Annotated in this window: 18 protein-coding genes; 8 read left to right on the top strand and 10 right to left on the bottom strand. The window is 65.9% G+C overall.

Features of this window, described 5'->3' with window-relative positions; all coding sequences use genetic code 11:
* Positions 1-133: 133 nt before the first annotated feature.
* From F3J43_RS22300 to F3J43_RS22265, 8 genes are all read right to left on the bottom strand, one after another.
* Positions 134-943 (bottom strand): gamma-glutamyl-gamma-aminobutyrate hydrolase family protein, encoded by an 810-nt coding sequence (locus F3J43_RS22300; RefSeq protein WP_166892246.1) that lies wholly within the window; start codon positions 941-943, stop codon positions 134-136.
* Between the two features lie 324 nt (positions 944-1,267).
* Positions 1,268-2,908: a hypothetical protein gene (locus F3J43_RS22295; protein WP_166892244.1), complete on the bottom strand. Its 1,641-nt coding sequence runs from the start codon at positions 2,906-2,908 to the stop codon at positions 1,268-1,270.
* A 279-nt stretch (positions 2,909-3,187) separates the two neighbouring features.
* Entirely contained in the window at positions 3,188-3,979 is a 792-nt protein-coding gene (locus tag F3J43_RS22290) for an amino acid ABC transporter ATP-binding protein (RefSeq protein WP_286184948.1), read from the bottom strand.
* A gap of 24 nt (positions 3,980-4,003) precedes the next feature.
* Positions 4,004-5,248, bottom strand: a complete 1,245-nt coding sequence (locus tag F3J43_RS22285; RefSeq protein ID WP_166892241.1) for an FAD-dependent oxidoreductase — start codon at positions 5,246-5,248, stop codon at positions 4,004-4,006.
* A 16-nt stretch (positions 5,249-5,264) separates the two neighbouring features.
* Positions 5,265-5,975 carry an ABC transporter permease gene (locus F3J43_RS22280; RefSeq protein WP_166892238.1) on the bottom strand — a complete coding sequence of 237 codons (711 nt, stop codon included), beginning with the start codon at positions 5,973-5,975 and terminating at the stop codon, positions 5,265-5,267.
* Positions 5,972-6,691: an ABC transporter permease gene (locus F3J43_RS22275; protein ID WP_166892235.1), complete on the bottom strand. Its 720-nt coding sequence runs from the start codon at positions 6,689-6,691 to the stop codon at positions 5,972-5,974. The genes F3J43_RS22280 and F3J43_RS22275 overlap by 4 nt, the downstream gene beginning before the upstream one ends.
* Positions 6,692-6,750: 59 nt before the next feature.
* Positions 6,751-7,503, bottom strand: a complete 753-nt coding sequence (locus F3J43_RS22270; protein WP_166892232.1) for a transporter substrate-binding domain-containing protein — start codon at positions 7,501-7,503, stop codon at positions 6,751-6,753.
* A gap of 15 nt (positions 7,504-7,518) precedes the next feature.
* On the bottom strand, positions 7,519-8,403 hold the full coding sequence (locus F3J43_RS22265; RefSeq protein ID WP_166892229.1) for a MurR/RpiR family transcriptional regulator: 885 nt from the start codon (positions 8,401-8,403) through the stop codon (positions 7,519-7,521).
* A 142-nt stretch (positions 8,404-8,545) separates the two neighbouring features.
* Between F3J43_RS22265 and F3J43_RS22260 the strand changes: the two genes are divergently transcribed.
* From F3J43_RS22260 to F3J43_RS22225, 8 genes are all read left to right on the top strand, one after another.
* Positions 8,546-9,571: an Ldh family oxidoreductase gene (locus F3J43_RS22260; protein ID WP_166892226.1), complete on the top strand. Its 1,026-nt coding sequence runs from the start codon at positions 8,546-8,548 to the stop codon at positions 9,569-9,571.
* Between the two features lie 1,120 nt (positions 9,572-10,691).
* A complete protein-coding gene (locus tag F3J43_RS22255; protein WP_166892223.1) occupies positions 10,692-11,891 on the top strand; it encodes an amino acid aminotransferase in 1,200 nt (399 codons plus the stop codon).
* Positions 11,892-12,162: 271 nt separating this feature from the next.
* Positions 12,163-13,443, top strand: a complete 1,281-nt coding sequence (locus tag F3J43_RS22250; RefSeq protein WP_166892220.1) for a serine/threonine transporter — start codon at positions 12,163-12,165, stop codon at positions 13,441-13,443.
* 166 nt (positions 13,444-13,609) lie between these two features.
* Positions 13,610-14,110: a thiol peroxidase gene (tpx, locus tag F3J43_RS22245; RefSeq protein WP_166892217.1), complete on the top strand. Its 501-nt coding sequence runs from the start codon at positions 13,610-13,612 to the stop codon at positions 14,108-14,110.
* A gap of 214 nt (positions 14,111-14,324) precedes the next feature.
* Positions 14,325-15,617 carry an MdtA/MuxA family multidrug efflux RND transporter periplasmic adaptor subunit gene (locus F3J43_RS22240; RefSeq protein WP_166892214.1) on the top strand — a complete coding sequence of 431 codons (1,293 nt, stop codon included), beginning with the start codon at positions 14,325-14,327 and terminating at the stop codon, positions 15,615-15,617.
* Complete coding sequence (locus F3J43_RS22235) at positions 15,614-18,712, top strand: MdtB/MuxB family multidrug efflux RND transporter permease subunit (protein ID WP_166892211.1); 3,099 nt, start codon at positions 15,614-15,616, stop codon at positions 18,710-18,712. Before F3J43_RS22240 ends, F3J43_RS22235 begins: the two co-directional genes overlap by 4 nt.
* On the top strand, positions 18,709-21,819 hold the full coding sequence (locus F3J43_RS22230; RefSeq protein WP_166892208.1) for a multidrug efflux RND transporter permease subunit: 3,111 nt from the start codon (positions 18,709-18,711) through the stop codon (positions 21,817-21,819). Before F3J43_RS22235 ends, F3J43_RS22230 begins: the two co-directional genes overlap by 4 nt.
* Positions 21,816-23,294: an efflux transporter outer membrane subunit gene (locus F3J43_RS22225; RefSeq protein ID WP_166892205.1), complete on the top strand. Its 1,479-nt coding sequence runs from the start codon at positions 21,816-21,818 to the stop codon at positions 23,292-23,294. The genes F3J43_RS22230 and F3J43_RS22225 overlap by 4 nt, the downstream gene beginning before the upstream one ends.
* Before the next feature lie 300 nt (positions 23,295-23,594).
* Here F3J43_RS22225 and F3J43_RS22220 read toward each other — a convergent pair whose 3' ends face one another.
* Positions 23,595-23,864 carry a DUF7710 domain-containing protein gene (locus tag F3J43_RS22220; RefSeq protein WP_166892202.1) on the bottom strand — a complete coding sequence of 90 codons (270 nt, stop codon included), beginning with the start codon at positions 23,862-23,864 and terminating at the stop codon, positions 23,595-23,597.
* 30 nt (positions 23,865-23,894) lie between these two features.
* On the bottom strand, positions 23,895-24,559 hold a 665-nt coding region (locus F3J43_RS23885), incomplete at its 5' end, for an RHS repeat domain-containing protein (RefSeq protein ID WP_205298038.1).

Below are 24,559 nucleotides of genomic sequence, written 5' to 3'. Positions count from 1 at the left end.
AAAAACGATCGCGGAGACAGGCACAAGGCCGCCGCCCGCTTCCACGGGAAGTGTTCTGGGACCAGCAGAGGGTGACCGAGGAAACGGGGGCGGCGTTGCACCGCCCCGCGATCAAAGCAGAGCAAAGCGCGGGTCAGGCGGCCTGCTGGCGCTTGCCCTGGGACTTGCGGACCTGGGCGCGGCAGGCGTCGCCGAAGGCCTGGAACATCTTGATCGAGTCTGGGTTCTTCGCGGCTTGCCACTCAGGGTGCCACTGCACCGCGAACAGGAAGGGCGACAGGCTCGGGGCGTGGATCGCCTCGACCAGGCCGTCCTCGGCGTGGGCGATCGGCTCGATGCCCTGGCCCAGCTTGCGCAGGCCCTGGCCATGCAGCGAGTTGACGCGGATTTCGTCGCTGCCGAGGGTGTCGCGCAGCCAGCTGCCCGGCTTGATCTTCACGCCATGCACCTGGGCGTACTGCACCTCGACCGGATCTTCCGGGTTTTCCCGGTGGTCGTTGAAGCCAGGCTCGGCGTAGACCTTCTGGTAGATGTCGCCGCCCAGGGCCACGTTGATTTCCTGCATGCCACGGCAGATGCCGAAGATCGGCAGACCGCGCTTGATCGCCGCCTTGACCAGCGGGATGTCGAACAGGTCGCGGTTCTGGTCCTGGCCTTTGCCGGGGGTCTGGTTCTCCTGGCCGTACAGCGCCGGGTCGATGTTGCTGCCGGCACCGGTCAGGTAGACGCCGTCGGCCATGTCCAGGTAGGTCTCGAGGTCGTCGATGCCACAGCAGGTGGGCACCAGGACCGGGACGCAAGCGGAGAACTCGACCAGCGGGGAAATGTACTTGTGGGTCATGACCTGATAGTCATGGCCTTTGCGCTCTTGGCTGCCCATGGTCATCAGGACGACGGGCTTGCGCAGGGAAGGTTGCTTGTTGCCAATGTTGCTGTTGGACATATGTCACCTTGGGACAGGTCATGCCTGTCGTTGTTGTGCAGGCGCACGGCCGGAGCCCTGGGTGCAGCCTGTAGCCCCGAGCACTGCCGGCTCGCCGTGGAGGCGATGCCGGTCGGGGCATGTCTCATAGCTTGCCAGAGCCGTTCGATATGTCAAACGAGCGGCGAGGGGCGCAGGCGCCGGTTTTCGGGGGCTTGCCGGTGTCCGGGCCTTTGCCGGCAAGGGTTTGGCGGGGGTGTTGGTCAATAATATTTAACGACGCAGTCGGTTCATTGCAGCGCTGCAATGATGAGAGCCCGCCCCGGTCCGGGGCGGGCCTTGGGCTCAGGGCTGGCGCGGGTCGGACACGCCGAAGCCGTAGCCGGACAGCAAGCCGTTGCGGATGCCGTTGCCCAGCGGCTGCAGGTGGCCCTGCAGCGGTGCCAGCCAGTCGATCGCGGCACTCGCCAGGGTGCCCGCCAGGCCCAGCTCGTCGCTCCCCGCGCGGGGCAGGGCGTCACCTGGCAGGCTCGGTTTGCCGGCCAGCCAGGGCAGGCTGCCGAGCAGCACGATGTAGAGCAGCAGCAACTTCAGGTACAAGGACAGTGGTACTGGCTGCACCAGGCGTACCAGGTACGACAAGGCGCGGAACAGGTGTATCGCCAGGCCGAGGGTCGCCAGCAGCAGGGCCATGGCCGGGGTGGTCAGGTCGCGGTGGCTGTCGCGGCCGAGGGTCGACAGGTCGTCCGGGGCGACCACCCGCTGCTTCATCAACTCACGGGCATCGTGCTGCAGTGCCGGTTGGTAGACCGAGCGATCGAAGGCGTCCTCGGTCAGGTAGGCGTACAAGGTGATGCCGGCGGGCAGGCCCAGGGCCTGGCGCCACAGTCCCTGTACCCCGGGCACGGCGAGGAAGGACGGGCGCTCCAGGCCCGGTTCGATCCAGCCGGCGCCGATCCGTTGCTGGATCAGTTCGGCATACTGGTTGCGCGCCTCGCGGCGTACCTGACGGGATACCGCGCGGTTGAAGCCGGGACGGTCGTCCGGGCGCCAGAGGTCGTTGACCGGGACGCTCATCTGTTCGCGCAGTACATAGCGCACCGGTTGCCACTCGTTTTCCGGCAGGTTCCACGGATTGAAGTTGCGGCCCCGCTTGCTCAGCAGGCGCTGGTAGTCGCTCCAGGCCTGGCCCTGGCGCTGGAGGATCGCCAGGCGGCTGGTGGCGCCGTAGTACTGCAGGCTGGCGCGACGGTACTGGCGGTAGTTGTCTTCCAGCGCGGCGGTGGCCTGGCGGTAGTTGGCGTAGTTGTGTTGCAGGCCGCCACGCTGCTGGTCGGCGAGTTGCTCGAAGAACGCCTGCGGGCTGAGCCCGGCGATGACAGGCAGCGGTGTGATGGCAGGCAGGCGCAGGGCCAGTTCCATCAGCCGCAGGCGCCCTTCGGGGCTTTGCAGCTGTTGCTGCGTGGCGCCCTGGCCCTCCAGGCGCAGGTCATGTTCGAGCAGGCGGTTGAGCAACGGCACGCCAAAGGCGGCCTGAGCCTGCTGCGCCGGGCTGGCGCGCTCGACCTGGCTGTCGACCAGCAGGCGTTGGGCGTGGTAGCCCACATACAGGCCCGTGCCGCAAGTGATCACGATCCACATCAGGGTGCGACCCAGGCCCCAGCCCAGGCGCATGCTCTTGCGCAGCACGCAACTGAGCAGCAGCAAGGCCAGTGCCACGGCGCTCAGCCATTGGCCGTGTTCGGCCAGGCGCTGCAGCGGGGCATGGTAGGTGAGGCTGCCGACCAGATCGGTCAGGCGCGCGCTGTAGGCCAGGGCGAACACCAGGTAGGCCAGGGTCGGCAGCAGCATCAGGCGCGCCAGCCATTTCTCCTGGTTGCGCGTCAATGGCAGGTCGCCACCCCATAGGGCCTGGGCCAGGCGTTGCAGTGGCGAGAGGGTGTGGCGTGACGGATAGGCCGAGCGGCGCAGCAGGGTGGCGATCATCGGGCTGCACCAGGCTGGGGGGCGGGACGGGCAGGGCTAGGGCTGACCAGAACGGTCGCAGGAGTGTTCACGCGCGGCTTTCCTTGTCGAAACGGGGTGCGTCCAGGGTTGCGCGGCGATAGTAGCATGATGATGGCTAGGTGTGGCTTTGTCGCACGGGTGCTCCATGGGGGGCCAGGGGCAAAGCCTCGTGAGAGGCCGCCCTGGATACAAGCCCTGGCACCTGTTGCGGGTCAAGTCCGCTCCCACGCCAGCACTGAACAGTGGGTTGTCGGTGCGCTAGTGGAGGATCTGTCTCAGGAACGCCTGCGCCCGTGCGCTGCGCGGCTGGCCGAAGAATACCTGTGGCGGGCTGTCCTCGATGATCTGCCCGCCTTCGAGGAACAGCACCCGCTCGGCCACCTGGCGGGCGAAGCCCATCTCGTGGGTGACGCAGAGCATGGTCATGCCGGTGCCGGCCAGTTGCACCAGCACGTCCAGCACTTCGGCGACCATCTCCGGATCCAGGGCCGAGGTCGGTTCGTCGAACAGCATGATCCGCGGTTTCATGCACAGTGCCCGGGCGATCGCCACGCGCTGCTGCTGGCCACCGGAGAGCTGGCCGGGGTACTTGTGCGCCTGGTTCTCGATGCCCACCTTGCTCAGGTACATGCGCGCGCGCTCCTCGGCGTCCTTGCGCGACAGGCCGCGCACGCTGGTGGGCGCCAGCAGGCAGTTGTCGAGCACGCTCATGTGCGGGAACAGGTTGAAGTGCTGGAACACCATGCCGATCTCGCTGCGCACCTGGGCGGCCTGGCGGCTGTTGCCGGCCAGGTCGGTGCCGGCCACCTGGATGCTGCCTTGCTCGGCGATTTCCAGGCGGTTGATGCAGCGGATCAGCGTCGACTTGCCCGAGCCCGAGGGCCCGCAGAGCACGATGCGTTCGCCTTCGCGCACCGACAGGTGGATATCGTGCAGCACATGGAAGGCGCCGTAGTGCTTGTTCAGGCCCTCGATGCGGATCAGCTCGGGGCGGGTGTCGGCGACGGTATGTGGATCGACAAGGCTGGCAAGACTGGAAGCTGCGGACATCATTGTTGTTCTCCCGCTCAAGGTTCAGTCGAAGCGTGTGGCGCTGTAGGGCGTCGGGTCGGTGAAGGGCCGCTGGCCGGTGAGCAGCTCCGCCAGCAGGCGGCCGCTGACCGGGCCCAGGGTGAGGCCGTGGTGGGCGTGGCCGAAGTTGAACCACAGGTTGCGATGGCGTGGCGCCGGGCCGATCACCGGGCGCATGTCGGGCAGGCAGGGGCGCCGGCCGAGCCAGGGCCGGTCGTCCAGGCGCTCGCCGAGGGCCGGGAACAGCTGGCGGGCCAGCGCCTCGCAGCGGCGCAACTGGATCTCGTTGGCGGCGGCATTGCTGGCGGCGAACTCGATCCCAGTGGTCAGGCGCACGCCGAGGGCCATCGGCGCCAGTACGTAGCCGCCCTGGGTGTCGCACACCGAGTGGCTCAGCCGGGCGCCGTCGCGGGTGGCGTAGTGCATGTGGTAGCCGCGCTTGATGCCCAGGGGGAAGCGGTAGCCCAGCGCTTCGAACAGTTCGCCCGACTGTGGGCCGAGGCAGGCCACCACTTCGTTGCCGGTCACCGCCCCGCGCTGGCTGTCGACCTGCCAGCGGCCGTCGACCTGACGCAAGCTGCGGGCATCGCCGTGGAGGAACTGCCCGCCGCGTCGGACGAACAGCGCGGCGTAGCCACGGGTCAGGCCGCCCGGGTCCTTCACGGTTTTCGGGTCGAGCCAGTGGATGCCACCGACCACGCCGCCGTCCAGCTGCTGCTCGCGGGCCTGCAACTGGCCGCGATCGAGGATTTCGTAGTGCAGGCCGTAGCGGGCCAGGGCCAGTACATCTTGCCTGGCCTGTTCGAACAGGACGCTGTCGCGGTACACCTCGATCCAGCCCTTGGCCTGTATCAGGTCCTGCAGGCCGGCGGCCTCGATCAGCGCGTCGTGCTCCTCGACGCTGCGCTGCACCAGCGGCAGCATGTCGGCCGCCGCCTTGGCCAGGCGCCCGGGCGCGGATTGCTGCCAGTAGCGCAGCAGCCACGGGGCGGCCTTGGGCAGGTGCAGCAGGCTGTAGCGCACATCGGGCTGGCGGTTCAGGCCGTAGCGCAGCAGGGCGCCGAACTGGCGCGGGAAGGCATAGGGGATCACGCTGGAGCGTTCGATCAGCCCGGCGTTGCCGTGGCTGGTGCCGCTGCCCGGCTCGTCGCGATCGATCAGGATCACCTGGCGGCCGCGGGCCTGCAGGTGCAATGCGGTACTGACGCCGACGATGCCGGCGCCCAGGACGATGGTCTGGCAATCCATGGAGCGGTTCCTTCGATCAGTTCAGGTGGCGGCCCAGGCGGGCTTCCAGGTGTTTCAGGGTGCGCCGCACGAGCTCGACGATCAGCAGGTAGAGCACTGCCGCCCACAGGTAGATCTGGAAGTCGAAGCTGCGCGAGAAGGCCAGCTTGGTCACCCCCATCAGGTCGTAGATCGTCACCAGCGAGGCGATGGCGCTGGCCTTGATCATCATGATCAACTCGTTGCCCAGCGGGCCGATGGCCACCAGCAGCGACTGCGGCAGGATCACCTTGAAGAAGGTGGTCGAGCGCTTGAGGTTGAGGGCATGGGCGGCTTCGTACTGGCCGGGGGCGATGGCCAGCAGGCTGGCGCGGAAGATCTCCGCCTGGTAGGCGGCGGTGTTCAGGGTGAAGGCGAGCAGGGCGCAGTACCAGGCCTCGCGGAAGAACCACCACAGCCCCAGGTCCTGCCACAGGTCCTTGAGCGAGCCGAGCCCGTAGTACAACAGGAACAGTTGGGCCAGCAGCGGCGAGCCGCGGAAGAAATACACGTAGCCGGCGGCCAGGCGTTGCAGCACGCGGCTGCGCGACATCCGCGCCAGGGCCAGGAGCATGCCCAGCAGCGCGCCGAGGGTGAAGGAGATCGCCACCAGCTTGGCGGTCACCAGCAGGCCGTCGACGAACCGCGCGCCGTAGCGCTCCAGCAGGTCAGGGTCGAGCACGTAGGCCAGCAGTTGCTCGAGCGTCATGGGCGGGCTCCTTGCAGGTGGCGGTTGCTGCGCCGCTCGAGCAGGGCGAAGACCCTGCCCGAAAGCGCCGAGAACAGCAGGTAGGCCAGGCACGCGACGCCGTAGAAGAACATCGGTTCCTTGGTCACGCTGACCGCCAGGTTGGTCTGGCGCATCAGGTCGATCAGCGAGATGGTCGACACCAGCGAGGTGTCCTTGAGCAGGCTCAGCCAGTTGTTCGACAGGCCGGGCAGGGCGATACGGGCCAGTTGCGGCAGCAACACCTTGAAGAATGCCGTGCGCGGCCCAAGGCCCAGGGCCGCGCAGGCCTCGACCTGGCCCTTGGGCAGGGTCTTGAAGGCCATCAGCCAGATTTCGCTGGAGAACGCGGCGAACACCAGGCTGAAGGCCAGCATGGCGGCGAGGAAGGTGTTGATCAGCACCTCGCCTGGGTAGCCGAGCGCGGCGAGCAGCTTCTGCGCGGCGATCTGGCAGCCGTAGTAGATGATCAGCAGGGTGAGCAACTCGGGCAGGCCACGGAACACCGTGGAAAAGGTGGTCGCCCAGGCCCGTGGTAGGCGTTTGCGCGAGCGGGCGGCCATGGCCACCAGCAGCCCCAGCGGCAGGCCGATGGGCAGGCAGGCCAGGGCCAGCGACACGGTGACCAGCGCGCCGGCCAGCAGGGCCTGGCCCCAGCCGCCGCTGGCGAAGGACAGCAGGGAGAGTTGATCGAGCATGGGGAACCCCCGGGATACATGCGACCCGACGGGAGCGGGGCAAGCCCGCTCCGGCACGATTACTGGTAGATGTCGAAGGCGAAGTACTTGCTCGCGATCTTCTGGTACGTGCCGTTGGCGACGATCGCCGCCAGCGCCGCGTTCAGCCGGGTACGCAGGGCCTCGTCGTCCTTGCGCACGGCAATCGCCGCGTCGGCCTTGGTGCCCTCGACGTCGCCGAGGATCCGGCAGCAGTCCTGGCCGTTCTTGTTCAGCCATTCGTGCAGCGGGAACTTGTCGGCGATCACCCCGTCCAGGCGCCCGGCGGCCAGGTCGGCGTTGGCCTCGTCCATGGTCGGGTACAGCTTCACCTCGGCGCCGGCCTTGCCATAGACATCCTCGGCGTAGATCGCCTGGGTCGAGGAGGACTGCGCGCCGACGGTGTAGCCCTTGAAGTCGGTCTGCGCGTCGTCGATCTTGCTGTCGCGGGCCACCGCCACGGTCAGTGGGGTGCGGTAGTAGTGGTCGGTGAAGGCGATCTTGCGGCGGCGCTCGGGGGTGTCGATCATCGATGCCACCACGGCGTCGTACTTGCGCGCCATCAGCGCCGGGATGATGCCTTCCCAGTCCTGGGCGACCAGGGTGCACTCGACCTTCATCTGTTCGCACAGGGCATGGGTGATGTCGATGTCGAAGCCGTGCAACGTGTTGTCGGCATCGACGTAGTTGAAGGGCGGATAGGCGCCCTCGGTGGCAAACCGCAGGGTCTCGGCGCTGGCGCTAGCCGCCAGCAGCAGGGCGCACGCACCCACCACAGCCATGGTTCTGTTCATCTCGCACCTCTGTTCCTACACGCTTGCTTGTTGTTGTTTGCCCATCGGCCACGAGGTGTAGCCGACGAACTCGTTATGGAGAGCGGCAGTTGCTTCCAGGCGTCTTTCAACATCCGGTCCGAGCTTCTTGCAGACCTCGTTGACCATCAGGTGGACCCACGACAGCATCGTCGCGGTGGATTCCCAGAACAGGTTGAACTCGGTGGGGATGCGGAACACCTCGTCGGCATTGGCATCGGCCCAGTCGCAGAAGGTGTCGGTGACCAGGGTCACCGCGATGCCCCGCTCGCGCGCCTTCTGGCACAGCTGCAAGGCATGACGCGAATAGCGGCGGGCTTCGAAGACCACCAGGGTGCAGTCGTGCGGCGGTGCCAGCAGCACCTCGCCGAAGTGCCCGGCGCTGCCGTCGACCTGCTGCACGCCGTCGCGCAGGTACTGCAGCAGGTGGCTCATGCACAGGGCGATGCCACGTTCGGTCTGGAAGCCGGCGATGAATACCCGGGGGGTGTCGGCCAGGCGCCGGGCGACCCGGTGCCAGGCCTCGCCGCGGCTGTACTCGTGCACCCGCACCAGGGCGGCGATCTCTTTCTCAAGGCAGCCGTCGGTGTCGGACGGGGCACTGGCCTGGCGGAACTCCTGCAGGCGGTCGCCGACCAGCCAAGGGCCTTCGCCGAGGTCGCTCTGCAGGTCCTGCTTGAGCGCCTTGAGGTGGGCGTAGCCGAGTGCGCGGCAGAAACGGCCGACACTGGATTCGCTGACATCGAGCTTGGCGGCGATGCTCGCGGAGGTCTGGAACGGCAGTTCGTGGAGGTTGGCGAGCATGTAGCTGGCGATCTTGCGGCCGGAAGCGGCTGCGCTGTGCAGGCTGGCCTCCAGGCGTTGCTTGATCGATTGGCTCATGTGCGGCTCCGGCTGATTTCTGGCGTGGAGAAGAAAATGGCCGTTTTCTGTCATCAAGTCAATATTTGACAGATAGCTGTCATTCACGGGAAAGTCTGGGCGTTGCGCTGAAGCGAATCCAATACCTACAAAGGAGCTCCAGATGTCCGCACCTACCCCCGGCCTTGCCGTGCGCGTGCCGTTTGCCGAACTGCAGGCGTTGTTGCAGGCGATCCTCCAGCGCCATGGCTGCAGCGCGGCGGTTGCCGCCGTGCTGGCCCACAACTGCGCCAGTGCCCAGCGCGATGGCGCCCATAGCCATGGTGTGTTCCGTATCCCGGGTTATGTCTCGACCCTGGCCAGTGGCTGGGTCGATGGCCAGGCGGTGCCCGCGGTGACCGATGTGGCGGCGGGCCATGTACGGGTGGACGCGCGTGGCGGCTTCGCCCAGCCGGCCCTGGCGGCGGCCCGGGCCCTGGTGGTGGACAAGGCGCGCAGCGCCGGTATCGCCGTGCTGGCGATCCACAACTCGCACCACTTCGCCGCGTTGTGGCCGGACGTCGAGCCGTTTGCCAACGAAGGCCTGGTGGCCCTGAGCGTGGTCAACAGCATGACCTGCGTGGTGCCCCATGGCGCGCGCAAGCCGCTGTTCGGCACCAACCCCATCGCCTTTGCCGCGCCCTGCGCCGGGCATGACCCGATCGTCTTCGACATGGCCACCAGCGCCATGGCCCATGGCGACGTGCAGATCGCCGCACGGGCTGGCGAGCGCCTGGCCGAGGGCATGGGCGTGGATGCTGCCGGGCAACCGACCACCGATCCCAAGGCGATACTCGAAGGCGGCGCCTTGCTGCCGTTCGGTGGGCACAAGGGCTCAGCGTTGTCGATGATGGTCGAGTTGTTGGCGGCGGCGTTGACGGGGGGGCATTTTTCCTGGGAGTTCGACTGGTCAGGACATCCGGGGGCGAAGACGCCGTGGACCGGGCAGTTGATCATCGTCATTGACCCGAGCCAGGCCGAGGGCGGGCGGTTTGCCGAGCGTAGCCGCGAGCTGGTGGAGCAGATGCAGGCCGTGGGGTTGACCCGGATGCCGGGTGAGCGGCGGTATCGCGAGCGGGAGGTGGCCGGGCGTGACGGGGTGGCGCTGACCGAGCAGGAACTGGCCGGGTTGCGGGAACTGGCGGGTTGAGTTGGTGCTCGGTCATGGCCACTGTGGTGTTGGGGGATGCATGAGGGCAGCCATGGGTTCGCCGGGGGAGTTGTAGCGCTCTTGAGATCGAGCGCCGCCCGCGCGGCGCATCGCGGGCTTTCGCCCACTCCCACATCTGTTTCGGGCGATGCAGTCCTGTAAGGGCACCGCTGTACGCCTTGGCGCATGCCTCAAGTCAGGCGAAGCGCCAGCAGCGCCCGCGCTGAAACCGCGTCATGCCAACAAGGCGGGCCAGGCAATGCCACAGGAGAGACTGGCCCGAAACAAATGTGGGAGCGGGCGAAAGCCCGCGATGCGTGAGGGCTGCCATGGGTCCGCCGGGAGAGTTGTAGCGCTCTTGAGATCGAGCGCCGCCCGCGCGGCGCATCGCGGGCTTCGCCCACTCCCACATCTGTTTCGGGCGATGCAGTCCTGTGAGGGTAGCGCTGTACGCCTGGGTGCATGTCTCAAGCCAGGCGAAGCGCCAGCAGCGCCCACGCTGAAACCGCGTCATGCCAACAAGGCGGGCCAGGCAATGCCACAGGAGAGACTGGCCCGAAACAAATGTGGGAGTGGGCGAGAGCCCGCGATGCGTGAGGGCTGCCATGAGTCCGCCGGGAGAGTTGTAGCGCTCTTGAGATCGAGCGCCGCCCGCGCGGCGCATCGCGGGCTCTCGCCCACTCCCACATCTGTTTCGGGCGATGCAGTCCTGTGAAGGTACCGCTGTCCGCCTGGGTGCATGTCTCAAGTCAGGCGAAGCGCCAGCAGCGCCCACGCTGAAACCGCGTCATGCCAACAAGGCGGGCCAGGCAATGCCACAGGAGAGACTGGCCCGAAACAAATGTGGGAGCGGGCGAAAGCCCGCGATGCGCCGCGCGGGCGGCGCTCGGTCTGACAGGCGCCGAAAAACTTCTGTCAAGCGCCCAGCCCCCAACACCGCTCAACCCCGACTGCAGCACCAGGCTGATGCCTGCCTCATCCACCCCTTGAGTGCGTTGACTTCGGCTCATTGCACCGCTGCCCGCGACGATTGCCGAGCAGGGGATGTAACCCGAGCTTGCAGGGGGTATGCTCGTGGCCATCTTTTTTGCGACCCACTCGTACCAAGGAGCTGCACGCTGTGTTCAAACATGTCGATGCCTATGCCGGCGACCCGATCCTCTCGCTGATGGAAACCTTCAAGGCCGACCCGCGCGCCGAGAAGGTCAACCTGAGTATCGGCCTGTACTACGACGAAGCCGGCGTGGTGCCGCAACTGGCGGCGGTGGGCGAAATCGAAAAGCGCCTGGCCGGCCAGCCCCACGAAGCCTCGCTGTACCTGCCGATGGAAGGCCTTGCCGCCTACCGCCAGGCGATCCAGGCGCTGCTGTTCGGCACCGACCACCCGGCCGTCAGCGCCGGGCGCGTGGCGACGGTACAGACCGTCGGCGGCTCGGGCGCGCTGAAAGTCGGCGCCGACTTCCTCAAACGCTATTTCCCGGGCTCCGAAGTCTGGGTCAGCAACCCGACCTGGGATAACCACCGGGCGATTTTCGAAGGCGCGGGCTTTAAGGTGCACAGCTACCCGTACTTCGACCAGGACAGCCGCGGCGTCGATTTCGCCGGCATGCTCGCCACCCTGCAGACCCTACCGGCCAACAGCATCGTCCTGCTGCACCCGTGCTGCCACAACCCCACCGGCGCCGACCTCGACCAGAAGCAGTGGCAGCAGGTGGTCGAGGTGGTCAAGGCGCGCCAGTTGATCCCGTTCCTCGACATCGCCTACCAGGGCTTCGGTGAAGGCCTGGTGGAAGATGCCTACGCCATCCGCGAAATGGCCCGTGCCGGCGTGCCGTGCCTGGTCAGCAACTCGTTCTCGAAGATCTTCTCGCTGTACGGCGAGCGAGTAGGGGGCCTGTCGGTGGTCTGTGATGATGCCGCCACCGCCGTCAGCGTGCTCGGCCAGCTCAAGGCTACCGTGCGCCGCAACTACTCCAGCCCGCCCGCGTTCGGCGCCCAGCTGGTGGCCGGCGTGCTCGGCGATGCCGCGCTCAATGCCCAGTGGGCGGCGGAGGTCGAGGTGATGCGCAAGCGTATCCTCGAGATGCGTCAGGGCCTGGTCGACCTGCTCGGCGAGCTGCTGCCGGGCCAGGATTTCCAGTTCTTCCTGCGTCAGCGCGGCATGTTCAGCTACACCGGCTTCAGCGTCGAGCAGGTGCGTCGTCTGCGTGACGAGTTCGGCGTGTACCTGATCGACAGCGGCCGCATGTGCATGTCCGGGCTGCGTCCGGCCAACCTGCGCCAGGTAGCCGAGGCATTCGCGGCGGTGCAAAAAGGCTGAGGCTGCCAGGCCCGGTTTGAGTCGATCGCGGGGCAAGCCCGTTCCCACGCCTGAAACCGGGTTGGCGTGGGGGCGGGCTTGCCCCGCGATCATTCTGACGGCAATAAATACCTTTTCTTGTACAGACAAGTGCAACCGTCCCTCGGGCGGGGCTTCCCCAAGTGCAACCTTTGCATGCACAATCGCGCCCCTCTTCCCCGGTTGAGTTGGGCGAAACGTCTAGTTCGCCATTCTCAGCCTGTTGCAGTCTTGCGAGTGGAGCTTCACCCGGATGAATGAGCAGGCCCCAAGCGTTGAACAGCGCTTTGCAGAATCGACCCCCGCCACCCTCGGCAGTTGGTCGCGTCAAGACACCACCTGGATGCTGGGCCTGTTCGGCACGGCCATCGGCGCCGGAACCCTGTTCCTGCCGATCAACGCCGGCCTCGGCGGCTTCTGGCCGCTGCTGATCCTCGCGGCGCTGGCCTTCCCCATGACCTACTTCGCCCACCGCGGGCTGACCCGTTTCGTGCTCTCCGGCAGCAAGGGCGGCGACATCACCGAAGTGGTCGAGGAGCATTTCGGCATCACCGCCGGTGCGCTGATCACCGTGCTGTACTTCTTCGCCATCTTCCCCATCCTGCTCATCTATAGCGTGGCCTTGACCAACACGGTCAGCAGCTTCATGGAGCACCAGCTGCACATGACTCCGCCGCCACGGGCGATCCTGTCGTTCGTGCTGATCCTCGGCCTGCTGGGCATCGTGCGCTGCGGCGAGCAGGCCACGGTCAAGGTCATGAGCTTGCTGGTCTATCCGTTCATCGTCGCTCTGGCGCTGCTGGCGCTGTACCTGGTGCCGCACTGGACCGGCGGCATCCTCGACACCGCCACCCAGGTGCCGTCCGGCTCGGCCTTCCTGCACACCGTGTGGCTGGCGATTCCGGTGATGGTGTTCTCGTTCAACCATTCGCCGATCATCTCGGCCTTTGCCGTCGACCAGAAGCGCCGCTACGGCGAGCACGCCGACCAGCGCAGCGGCCAGATCCTCGCCCGCGCCCACCTGCTGATGGTGGCCATGGTGCTGTTCTTCGTGTTCAGTTGCGTGCTCACCCTGGACAGCGCCCAGTTGGCCGAGGCCAAGGCGCAGAACCTGTCGATCCTGTCGTACCTGGCCAACCACTTCGAGCAGCCGGCCATCGCCTTCGCCGCGCCGCTGATCGCCTTCATCGCCATCGCCAAGTCGTTCCTGGGCCACTACATCGGCGCCAGCGAAGGCCTCAAGGGCATGATCGTCAAGACTGGCCTGCGCCCGGGCGCCAAGACCCTGGACCGCGTGGTCGCCGCACTGATGCTGGTGGTGTGCTGGATCGTCGCCACCCTCAACCCGAGCATCCTCGGCATGATCGAGTCCCTCGGCGGGCCGATCATCGCGGTGCTGCTGTTCCTGATGCCGATGTACGCGATCCGTCGCGTGCCGTCGATGCGCAAGTACAGTGGCGCACTGTCCAACGTGTTCGTGGTGGTGGTCGGCCTGGTGGCGCTGACCTCGGTGGTGTACGGCCTGCTGGCCTGATCTGCCGCCATCGCGTAAGAAAAACGCCCGGGTCGACGTGAGTCACCCGGGCGTTTGTCTACAGGAATTGCCTGAACGTAGGACAATTTCATCTTCACCCATAGGCACTCGCGCGGCTTCATGCTTAACTCTGGGTCCTTTTCAAACCCCGCATAAGGATCCAGCCATGGCTCAAGTGACTCTCAAAGGCGACCCGGTTCAGGTCAAGGGCGAACTGCCGAAGGCCGGCGCCGCGGCTCCTGCCTTTTCCCTGGTCGCTGGCGACCTGTCCGACAAGTCGCTCAAGGACTTTGCCGGCAAGCGCAAGGTGCTGAACATCTTCCCAAGCGTCGACACCCCGACCTGCGCCACTTCGGTACGCAAGTTCAACGCCCAGGCCAATGATCTGGCCAACACCGTGGTGCTGTGCATTTCCGCCGACCTGCCGTTCGCCCAGGCGCGCTTCTGCGGCGCCGAAGGCCTGGATAACGTGAAGAACCTGTCCACCCTGCGTGGCCGCGAGTTCCTGGAGCACTACGGCGTAGCCATCGCCGACGGCCCGCTGGCCGGTCTGGCCGCGCGCGCCGTGGTGGTGTTGGACGAGCACGACAAGGTGCTGCACAGCGAGCTGGTCGCCGAGATCGCCAACGAGCCGAACTACGACGCGGCGCTGGCGGTACTGAAGTAACACCTGTGTGAAGCCCAGCGCCGGCTTGCCGGCGATGGCGTCACACCTGGAAACGGCCTGGAACCCATTCCAGGCCGTTTTCATTTAAAGTTCATCGTTTTACCCCTGTCAGCCGAAGGTAAAGCACTGGTAAAGCTCCTTTGCTAAAACGATACCAGTGCTTATCGTTCACGCTCCGCACGCCGTCTTTCTCTGAACAAGGTTCGTTCAACCCATGCAAGCCTCCAAATCCCGTTCTCTTCATCGCTGGCTGATCGGCCTGCTGGTCCTGCTGCTGGTGGCCGCCCTGGCCTGGTGGCAGTGGCCTGCGCCATCGACCCACAAGGAAGCGATCGGTGGCCGTCCGGGCCGCGGCGCGGGCATGGGCATGGGCGGGCGCCCGGGTTTCGGCGCCTCCGCCGACCCAGTACCGGTGCGGGTCGAACCGGTGCGCATCGGCGACTTCCCGCTTTACTACAAGGCCTTGGGCACCGTCACCGCGACCAACACGGTCAATGTGCGCAGCCGAGTCGCCGGCGAGCTGGTCAAGATCAACTTCAAGGAGGGCCAGCAGGTCAAGGCCGGTGACCTGCTCGCCGAAATCGACCCGCGCCCGTACCGGATCGCCCTGCAACAGGCCGAAGGCACCCTGGCGCAGAACCAGGCGCAGCTGAAGAACGCCCAGGTCGACCTGGCCCGCTACAAGGGGCTCTACGCCGAGGACAGCATCGCCAAGCAGACCCTCGACACCGCCGAGGCGCAGGTGGGGCAGTTCCTGGGCCTGGTCAAGACCAACCAGGCACAGGTCAACGACGCCCGCCTTAACCTCGAGTTCACCCAGATCCGCGCGCCCATCGGCGGCCGCGTCGGCCTGCGCCAGCTCGACCTGGGCAACCTGGTGGCGGCCAACGACACCACCGCGCTGGTGGTGATCACCCAGACCGAACCGATCAATGTCGTCTTCACCCTCCCGGAAACCCAGCTCGATATCGTGCTGGCACGCTATCGCAGCGGCGTGGCGCTGCCGGTCGAGGCCTGGGACCGTGGCGACCAGGCGCTGCAGGCCACTGGCGTGCTGGGCAGCCTCGACAACCAGATCGACACCACCACCGGCACCCTCAAGTTCAAGGGCCTGTTCCAGAACAAGGACGGCAGCCTGTTCCCCAACCAGTTCGTCAACGTGCGCCTGCTCGCCGACACCCTCAAGCAGGTGGTGCTGGCCCCGGCCGCGGCGATCCAGTTCGGCAACGACGGCACGTTCGCCTATGTGGTCAACCAGGACAGCACGGTCAGCATCCGCAAGCTCAAGGTCGGATCCAGCGATGGCGAGCACAGCGTGATCCTCGACGGCCTGGCCGCCGGCGACCGCCTGGTGCTCGAGGGCACCGACCGCCTGCGCGAGGGCACCAAGGTCGATGTGGTCGAAGACAGCTCGCAAGTGCCCACCACCCCGGGCCAGCACCTGCAGGGGCAGGACGCCAAGGGCTCGGCGCAGGTCGGTGAGTCGAGCGGCAAGGCGGGCGCATGAACCTTTCACGCCTGTTCATCCTGCGCCCGGTCGCCACCACGCTGAGCATGCTGGCCATCGTCCTGGCCGGCCTGATCGCCTACACGATGCTGCCGGTGGCGGCCTTGCCCCAGGTCGACTATCCGACCATCCGGGTCATGACCCTGTACCCCGGCGCCAGCCCACAGGTGATGACCAGCGCGGTCACCGCGCCGCTGGAGCGCCAGTTCGGCCAGATGCCGGGCCTCGAGCAGATGGCTTCGACCAGCTCCGGCGGTGCCTCGGTGCTGACCTTGCGTTTCAGTCTGGACATGAACATGGATGTCGCCGAGCAGCAGGTGCAGGCCGCGATCAATGCCGCCAGCAACCTGTTGCCCAGCGACCTGCCGGCGCCACCGGTGTACAACAAGGTCAACCCGGCCGACACTCCGGTGCTGACCTTGGCCATCTCGTCGAAGACCTTGCCGCTGCCCAAGCTCAACGACCTGGTCGACACCCGGGTGGCACAGAAGATCGCCCAGATCAGCGGCGTCGGCATGGTCAGCATCGCCGGCGGCCAGCGCCAGGCGGTGCGGATCAAGGTCAACGTCGATGCCCTGGCTGCCAACGGCCTGAACCTGGATGACGTGCGCACCTTGATCGGCGCCTCCAACGTCAACCAGCCCAAGGGCAACTTCGATGGCCCCACCCGGGTGTCGATGCTCGACGCCAACGACCAGCTGCGCTCGCCCGACGAATACGCCAACCTCATCCTCAAGTACAACAATGGCGCGCCGTTGCGCCTGAGCGATGTCGCCGAGATCGTCGACGGCGCCGAGAACGAGCGCCTGGCCGCCTGGGCCAACCAGAGCGAAGCGGTGCTGCTGAACATCCAGCGCCAGCCTGGGGCCAACGTCATCGACGTGGTCGACCGGATCAAGGAGTTGCTGCCGTCGATCACCGACAACCTGCCGGCCGGCCTGGATGTCAGCGTGCTCACCGACCGTACCCAGACCATCCGTGCCGCGGTGCGCGATGTGCAGCACGAGCTGTTGTTCGCCATCGCCCTGGTGGTGATGGTCACCTTCGTCTTCCTGCGCCGTTTCAGCGCCACGATCATCCCGTCGATCGCCGTGCCGCTGTCGCTGATCGGTACCTTCGGCGTGATGTACCTGGCCGGCTTCTCGGTCAACAACCTCACGCTGATGGCCCTGACCATCGCCACCGGCTTCGTGGTCGACGACGCCATCGTCATGCTGGAGAACATCTCCCGACACATCGAGGAGGGCGAGACGCCGTTGCAGGCGGCGCTCAAGGGCGCCCGGCAGATCGGCTTCACCCTGATCTCGCTGACCTTCTCGCTGATCGCGGTGCTGATCCCGCTGCTGTTCATGGCCGATGTGGTCGGTCGCCTGTTCCGCGAGTTCGCCATCACCCTGGCGGTGGCCATCCTGATTTCGCTGGTGGTGTCGCTGACGCTGACGCCGATGATGTGCGCGCGGCTGCTCAAGCGCGAGCCGGAGGAAGCGGAGCAGGGGCGTTTCTACCGCGCCAGCGGCGCCTGGATCGACTGGCTGATCCGTCACTACGGCAGCGCCCTGACCTGGGTGCTCAAGCACCAGCCGCTGACCCTGCTGGTGGCCGTGGCCACCCTGGGGCTCACCGTGCTGCTCTACCTGGTCGTGCCCAAGGGCTTCTTCCCGGTGCAGGACACCGGCGTGATCCAGGGCATCTCCGAAGCGCCGCAGGCCACCTCGTTCGCGGCCATGAGCACGCGCCAGCAGTCCCTGGCCGAGGTCATCCTGCAGGACCCGGCGGTACAGAGCCTGTCGTCCTACATCGGCGTGGATGGCGACAACGCCACCCTCAACAGCGGCCGCCTGCTGATCAACCTCAAGCCCCACGGCGAGCGCGACGTCACCGCCGCGCAGGTGATCGAGCGCCTGCAGCCGCAGCTCGACCGCCTGGTGGGAATCCGTCTGTTCATGCAGCCGGTGCAGGACCTGAGCATCGAGGACCGGGTCAGTCGCACCCAGTACCAGTTCAGCCTCAGTTCGCCCGACGCCGACATGCTCGGCGAATGGACCGGCAAGCTGGTCCATGCCCTGCAACAGCGTCCCGAGCTGCAGGATGTGGCCAGTGACCTGCAGGACAAGGGCCTGCAGGTGTACCTGGTGATCGACCGCGACATGGCCAGCCGCCTGGGCATCAACGTCTCGCAGATCACCAACGCGCTGTACGACGCCTTTGGCCAGCGGCAGATCTCGACCATCTACACCCAGGCCAGCCAGTACCGCGTGGTGCTGCAGGCCCAGGCTGCCGCCAGCCTCGGTCCGCAGGGGCTCGAGTCGATCCACGTCAAGGCCGCCGACGGCGGCCAGGTGCGCCTGTCGGCGCTGGCGCGCATCGAGCAGCGCCAGGCTCAGCTGGCCATCTCGCACCTGGGCCAGTTCCCGGCGGTGACCCTGTCGTTCAACCTGGGCCACGGCGCCTCGCTGGGCGAGGCGGTGAAGGTGATCGAGCAGGTGCAGCAGGACATCGGCATGCCGATCGGCGTGCAGACCCGCTTCCAGGGCGCCGCCGAGGCGTTCCAGGCCTCGTTGTCGAGCACCTTGCTGCTGATCCTTGCCGCGGTGGTGACCATGTACATCGTGCTGGGCGTGCTGTACGAGAGCTACATCCACCCGGTGACCATCCTCTCGACGCTGCCCTCGGCGGCGGTGGGGGCCTTGCTGGCGCTGCTGCTCAGCGGCAACGACTTGGGCATGATCGCGATCATCGGCATCATCCTGCTGATCGGCATCGTCAAGAAGAACGCGATCATGATGATCGACTTCGCCCTCGAGGCCGAGCGCCACCAGGGCATGAGCCCGCGCGACGCGATCTACCAGGCGGCGCTGCTGCGTTTCCGGCCGATCCTGATGACCACCCTGGCGGCGCTGTTCGGTGCCGTGCCGCTGATGCTGGCCACCGGATCCGGTGCCGAGCTGCGTCAGCCGCTGGGCCTGGTGATGGTCGGCGGACTGCTGGTCAGCCAGGTGCTGACGCTGTTCACCACGCCGGTGATCTACCTGTACTTCGACCGCCTGGCGCGACGCTGGCGGCCGGCGGCTGAAGCCCGGCAGGCCGACGCATGAACCTGTCCGGACCGTTCATCCGCCGGCCAGTGGCGACCATGCTGCTGAGCCTGGCGATCATGTTGCTGGGCGGGGTGAGCTTCGGCCTGTTGCCGGTCTCGCCACTGCCGCAGATGGATTTCCCGGTGATCGTGGTCTCGGCCAACCTGCCGGGGGCCAGCCCCGAGGTCATGGCCTCCACCGTGGCCACGCCACTGGAGCGCAAGCTGGGGGCGATCGCCGGGGTGACCACCCTGACCAGCAGCTCCAACCAGGGCTCGACCCGGGTGATCATCGGCTTCGACCTGGGGCGCGACATCGACGGCGCCGCGCGCGAGGTGCAGGCGGCGATCAACGCCACCCGCAACCTGCTGCCCAGCGGCATGCGCAGCATGCCTACCTACAAGAAGATCAACCCATCCCAGGCGCCGATCATGGTGCTGTCGCTGACCTCCGACGTGCTGTCCAAGGGCCAGTTGTACGACCTGGCCGACACCATCCTGTCGCAGAGCCTGTCCCAGGTCAGCGGGGTAGGGGAAGTGCAGATCGGCGGCAGCTCGCTGCCGGCCGTGCGCATCGAACTGGAGCCGCAATTGCTCAACCAGTACGGCCTGGCCCTGGACGATGTGCGTAGCGCGGTGGCCAACGCCAACCAGCGCCGGCCCATGGGCTTCGTCGAGGACGCCGAACGCAACTGGCAGGTGCGCGCCAACGACCAGCTGGAGAAAGCCGCCGACTACAGGCCCATCGTGATCCGCCAGCAGAACGGCGCGATCCTGCGCCTGTCGGACGTGGCCAAGGTCAGCGACGGCGTGGAGAACCGCTACAACAGTGGCTTCTTCAATGACCAGAGCGCGGTGCTGCTGGTGGTCAACCGCCAGTCCGGCGCCAACATCATCCAGACCGTCGAGCAGATCAAGGCCGAACTGCCGGCCCTGCAGTCGCTACTGCCGGCCAGCGTCCAGCTCAATGTGGCGATGGACCGCTCGCCAGTGATCAAGGCCACCCTCAAGGAGGCCGAGCACACCCTGTTGATCGCCGTGGTGCTGGTGATCCTGGTGGTCTACCTGTTCCTCGGCAACCTGCGCGCCTCGCTGATCCCCAGCCTGGCCGTACCGGTATCGCTGGTGGGCACCTTCGCGGTCATGTACCTGTGCGGGTTCTCGCTGAACAACCTGTCGCTGATGGCGCTGATCCTGGCCACCGGCCTGGTGGTGGACGACGCCATCGTGGTGCTGGAGAACATCTCGCGGCATATCGAGAACGGCGAGAATCCGCTGCGGGCCGCCTACAAGGGGGCGCAGGAGGTCGGTTTCACCCTGTTGTCGATGAACGTCTCGCTGGTGGCGGTGTTCGTCTCGATCCTGTTCATGGGCGGAATCGTGCGCAGCCTGTTCAAGGAGTTCTCGATCACCCTGGCGGCGGCGATCCTGGTCTCGCTGGTGGTATCGCTGACGCTCACGCCGATGCTCTGCTCGCGCTGGCTGAAGGTTCACGGGCCGCAGCAGCAGACCCGGCTGCAACGCTGGAGCGACCGCGTGCACCAGCGCATGGTCGCCGGCTATGACCGCAGCCTGGGCTGGGCCTTGCGTCATCGGCGCCTGACCCTGCTCAGCCTGCTGGCCACCATCGTGCTCAATGTCGTCCTGTACGTGGTGGTGCCCAAGACCCTGATGCCGCAGCAGGACACGGGCCAGCTGCAGGGCTTCATTCGCGGCGACGATGGCCTGTCGTTCGGCGTCATGCAGCCGAAGATGGAAACCTACCGCCGGGCCCTGCTGGCGGACCCGGCGGTGGAGAGCGTGGCCGGTTTCATCGGTGGCAACAGCGGCACCAACAACGCCTTCGTGCTGGTGCGCCTGAAACCGATCGGCGAGCGCCGGGAGGATGCGCAGAAGGTCATCGATCGCCTGCGCAAGGAACTGCCCAAGGTACCGGGCGGACGCCTGTACCTGATGGCCGACCAGGACCTGCAGTTGGGCGGCGGCGGCCGCGACCAGACTACCTCGCAATACCTGTACACCTTGCAGAGCGGCGACCTGGCGGCCCTGCGCGAATGGTTCCCGAAGGTCGCCGCCGAGCTGCGCAAGCTGCCTGAGCTGACTGCCATCGACGCTCGCGACGGCGGCGGCACCCAGCAGGTGACCCTGGTGGTCGATCGTGACCAGGCCAAGCGCCTGGGGATCGACATGAACATGGTCACCGCGGTGCTCAACAACGCCTACAGCCAGCGCCAGATCTCGACCATCTACGACAGCCTCAACCAGTACCAGGTGGTGCTGGAGATCAACCCCAAGTACGCCTGGGACCCCAGCACCCTCGAACAGGTGCAGGTGATCACCGCCGATGGCGCGCGGGTGCCGCTGTCGAGTTTCGCCCGCTACGAGAACAGCCTGGCCAAGGACCGGGTCAGCCACGAAGGGCAGTTTGCCTCCGAGGACATCGCCTTCGATGTCGCCGAGGGCTACAGCCCCGACCAGGCCATGGCCGCGCTGGAGCGCGCGGTGGCCAAGCTGGGCCTGCCGGAATCGGTGATCGCCCGCCTGGGCGGTACCGCCGATGCCTTCAGCAAGACCACCCAGGGCCAGCCGTTGATGATCCTCGGTGCCCTGGTGCTGGTGTACCTGGTGCTGGGCATCCTCTACGAGAGCTACATCCATCCGCTGACCATCCTTTCCACGCTGCCCTCGGCCGGCGTCGGCGCCTTGCTGGCGCTGTACCTGACCGGCGGCCAGTTCAGCCTGATCTCGCTGCTCGGGTTGTTCCTGCTGATCGGCGTGGTGAAGAAGAACGCCATCCTGATGATCGACCTGGCCCTGCAACTGGAGCGCAACGAGGGCCTCTCGCCCGAGGAATCGATCCGCCGCGCCTGCCTGCTGCGCCTGCGGCCGATCCTGATGACCACCCTGGCCGCGATCCTCGGCGCGCTGCCGCTGCTGCTCAGCCGCGCCGAGGGCGCGGAAATGCGCCAGCCGCTGGGCCTGACCATCATCGGTGGCCTGGTCTTCAGCCAGATCCTCACGCTGTACACCACTCCGGTGGTCTACCTGTACCTCGACCGCCTGCGCCACCGCTTCAACCGCTGGCGCGGCGTGCGCACCGACGCTGCCCTGGATACCCCGCTATGAACTTTGCCCAGACCCGACTCCACCGCGCCCTGCAGTTGCTGACCCGGGGGCGCGGCTCTCGCCTGGCCAGCGCCGGATTGTGCGTGGCGATGCTCAGCGCCTGTACCCTGAGCCCGGACTATCACCGTCCGGAGTTGAGCACTCCGGCGCAGTTCAAGCAGGCCGAGGGCTGGACCCAGGCCCAGCCGGCGGACGCCATCGCCCGTGGTGCCTGGTGGGAAATCTACGGCGACGCGCAGCTCGACAGCCTGGTCGAGGAGCTCAACCGCGGCAACCAGACCGTCGCGCAATACGAAGCCCAGTACCGCCAGGCCCAGGCCCTGGTGCGCAGCAGCCGCGGCTCGTTGTTCCCGAGCCTGGACCTGACCACCAGCAAGCAGCGCTCGGCGCAGGGTACCGGCAGTTCCAGCTCGAGCCTGGCGAGCAACAGCAGCGGCATCCGTGACACCTACAACGCCCAGCTCGGCGTGAGCTGGGAGATCGACCTGTGGGGCAAGCTGCGCGAGACGCTGAACGCCAATGAGGCCAGCACCCAGGCCAGCCTCGCCGACATGGCGGCGATCCGTCTGAGCCAGCAGTCGGAGCTGGTGCAGAACTACCTGCAATTGCGCGTGGTCGATGCCCAGAAGCGCCTGCTCGAGGCCACCGTGGCGGCCTATGAGCGCTCGCTGAAGATGAACGAGAACCAGTACCGCGCCGGCGTCTCCGGCCCTGACGCAGTGGCCCAGGCACGCACCCAGCTCAAGAGCACCCAGGCCGACCTGATCGACCTGGCCTGGCAGCGGGCGCAGTACGAGAACGCCATCGCCGTGCTGATGGGCAAGGCCCCCGCAACGTTTTCCCTGGCCGAGAGCCAGGCCATCCCGGCGTTGCCGCAGGTGCCCATGGCGCTGCCTTCGCAACTGCTGGAGCGCCGCCCCGACATCGCCGCGGCCGAGCGCAAGGTGATGGCCGCCAACGCCAATATCGGCGTGGCCCGTGCGGCGTACTTTCCTGACCTGACGCTGAACATGAGCGGTGGCTATTCCAGCAGCAGTTTCAGCAACTGGATCGAGCTGCCCAACCGCTACTGGTCGGTGGGGCCGCAGCTGGCCCTGAACCTGTTCGACGCCGGCAAGCGCAGCGCCGAGGTGGACCGGACCGTGGCGGTGTACGACCAGACCGTGGCGCAGTACCGGCAGACCGTGCTGGACGGCTTCAAGGAGGTGGAGAACTACCTGGCGCAGCTCAAGGTGTATGGCGATGAAGCGGTGGTGCGCCAGGAGGCGCTGGAGGCGGCGCGCGAATCGCTGCGCCTGACCGAGAACCAGTACAAGGCCGGGTTGATCGGCTACCTGGATGTGGTCAATGTGCAGACCACTGCGCTGAGCAACGAACGCAGCGTGCTGACCTTGCTGCAGGGGCGGTTGCTGGCCAGCGTGCAGCTGATCGCGGCGCTGGGGGGCGGGTGGCGAGAGGAGAGTGCTGCTCCCTAAGGATTCTCCGGACAAGTTACCCACCAGCCGGAAATGGACTGCTTGGAGATGCCGAAACCCCGATTTTCAGCCGCTGATTATTGGAAAACCAAGGCATAGTCTTGGTTTTCTGCCCTCACGGGCGCACCTCTCCCGCTGTAGGCAATTACTTACCACTGCAGGAGAGGTGCGTCTGTAGCGAGGGGAAACCGAGCTGAAGCCCGGTTTCGACGCCATTGACAGCTGAAAACCTGACTCAGGTGAGTCAGCGCCTAGTTTATCGCGGATGGCTGAGCAACTTGCTCGGAGTTTCCCTAGTAGTTACTCTGAACTACCGTTTTCGAAATGGAAGTGCTCTTGAGCTGCGGACGAAAACTTCTGTATGAAAGTAGAAGATTTTTCTTTCTCATTTTTTATACGAAAGTGACCGTTTTCTACTGCCCAGTCGTACACGGAAATACCAACAGGATATTTGGTGAGCACACCGCTCAGGCCATTGTTTTTTATCCACTCCTCTGCATCACCTAGTTCCAAAAACACTGCAGATGGGAATCGCCCTTCTGTCCCGTTAAAAACCCAAACTTCTTTCATGATGTGTTCCTTGATTTCTTTGCGTTCAGATTAGTCGCAGCACGAGCAGTCATTAGGTGAATTTTGGTACCTGTTCCAGCGCTGAATTTTATCTACGCTACGCCTCAGAATAGGTTTGTTTCTATCAATAAATCCTTGCTGGGCAGCCGTTAGTTGAATGTCGCGGTTAATGGGCTTCCCATTTTGCCCAACTTGAATATTTACACCGCCCCCGCCGCGCAAATGGAAGTGAGCAGGAGCGTGGTCACCACTTCTCACATAATGCTCAAGCCGCATTCCGTTCTCAGATGCAATCACTTTAGGCGGCAGTGCTGGTTCTGTTGAGTTCTTCTTGGTTTGACATGATTTCTTCTTCAGCCCAAGAGGGTCAACCCATCTAGTAGGGTTGGGTGCAAATTGATGTAGGTTCAGCCCGCCAAGCAAACCGATTGGATCATGTGACACGAACCGCCCGACGCTTGGATCATAGTAACGATAGCGGTTGTAGTGCAGCCCCGTCTCGTGATCGTAGTATTGACCCTGGAAGCGAATCGGGTTGTTCAGGCCCTGCTGTTTGGCCCATGCCGAGCGCTCCTCGCGGACTTCGCCCCACGCCTTGTACTGGCCGGCCCAAGCGATGTTGCCTTGCTCATCGGTGAGTTCCATCGGCGTGCCGAGGTGGTCGCAGTGGTACCAGGCAATCGCCTCGAATGCTT

This window comes from Pantoea sp. Cy-639, from assembly GCF_011752525.1.
Taxonomy (GTDB): domain Bacteria; phylum Pseudomonadota; class Gammaproteobacteria; order Pseudomonadales; family Pseudomonadaceae; genus Aquipseudomonas.
Note: the sequence above shows the minus strand (reverse complement) of the source record. Positions and strands in the feature narration are given on the sequence as shown.

Bases quoted from the DNA above. Each gene is read 5' to 3' on its own strand.
- F3J43_RS22225 (WP_166892205.1), top strand. From the start codon at position 21,816: ATGAACTTTGCCCAGACCCGACTCCACCGCGCCCTGCAGTTGCTGACC.
- F3J43_RS22295 (WP_166892244.1), bottom strand. From the start codon at position 2,908: ATGATCGCCACCCTGCTGCGCCGCTCGGCCTATCCGTCACGCCACACC.
- tpx (WP_166892217.1), top strand. From the start codon at position 13,610: ATGGCTCAAGTGACTCTCAAAGGCGACCCGGTTCAGGTCAAGGGCGAA.
- F3J43_RS22290 (WP_286184948.1), bottom strand. From the start codon at position 3,979: ATGTCCGCAGCTTCCAGTCTTGCCAGCCTTGTCGATCCACATACCGTC.
- F3J43_RS22240 (WP_166892214.1), top strand. From the start codon at position 14,325: ATGCAAGCCTCCAAATCCCGTTCTCTTCATCGCTGGCTGATCGGCCTG.
- F3J43_RS22275 (WP_166892235.1), bottom strand. From the start codon at position 6,691: ATGCTCGATCAACTCTCCCTGCTGTCCTTCGCCAGCGGCGGCTGGGGC.
- F3J43_RS22230 (WP_166892208.1), top strand. From the start codon at position 18,709: ATGAACCTGTCCGGACCGTTCATCCGCCGGCCAGTGGCGACCATGCTG.
- F3J43_RS22260 (WP_166892226.1), top strand. From the start codon at position 8,546: ATGTCCGCACCTACCCCCGGCCTTGCCGTGCGCGTGCCGTTTGCCGAA.
- F3J43_RS22285 (WP_166892241.1), bottom strand. From the start codon at position 5,248: ATGGATTGCCAGACCATCGTCCTGGGCGCCGGCATCGTCGGCGTCAGT.
- F3J43_RS22250 (WP_166892220.1), top strand. From the start codon at position 12,163: ATGAATGAGCAGGCCCCAAGCGTTGAACAGCGCTTTGCAGAATCGACC.
- F3J43_RS22220 (WP_166892202.1), bottom strand. From the start codon at position 23,864: ATGAAAGAAGTTTGGGTTTTTAACGGGACAGAAGGGCGATTCCCATCT.
- F3J43_RS22300 (WP_166892246.1), bottom strand. From the start codon at position 943: ATGTCCAACAGCAACATTGGCAACAAGCAACCTTCCCTGCGCAAGCCC.
- F3J43_RS22270 (WP_166892232.1), bottom strand. From the start codon at position 7,503: ATGAACAGAACCATGGCTGTGGTGGGTGCGTGCGCCCTGCTGCTGGCG.
- F3J43_RS22265 (WP_166892229.1), bottom strand. From the start codon at position 8,403: ATGAGCCAATCGATCAAGCAACGCCTGGAGGCCAGCCTGCACAGCGCA.
- F3J43_RS22280 (WP_166892238.1), bottom strand. From the start codon at position 5,975: ATGACGCTCGAGCAACTGCTGGCCTACGTGCTCGACCCTGACCTGCTG.
- F3J43_RS22235 (WP_166892211.1), top strand. From the start codon at position 15,614: ATGAACCTTTCACGCCTGTTCATCCTGCGCCCGGTCGCCACCACGCTG.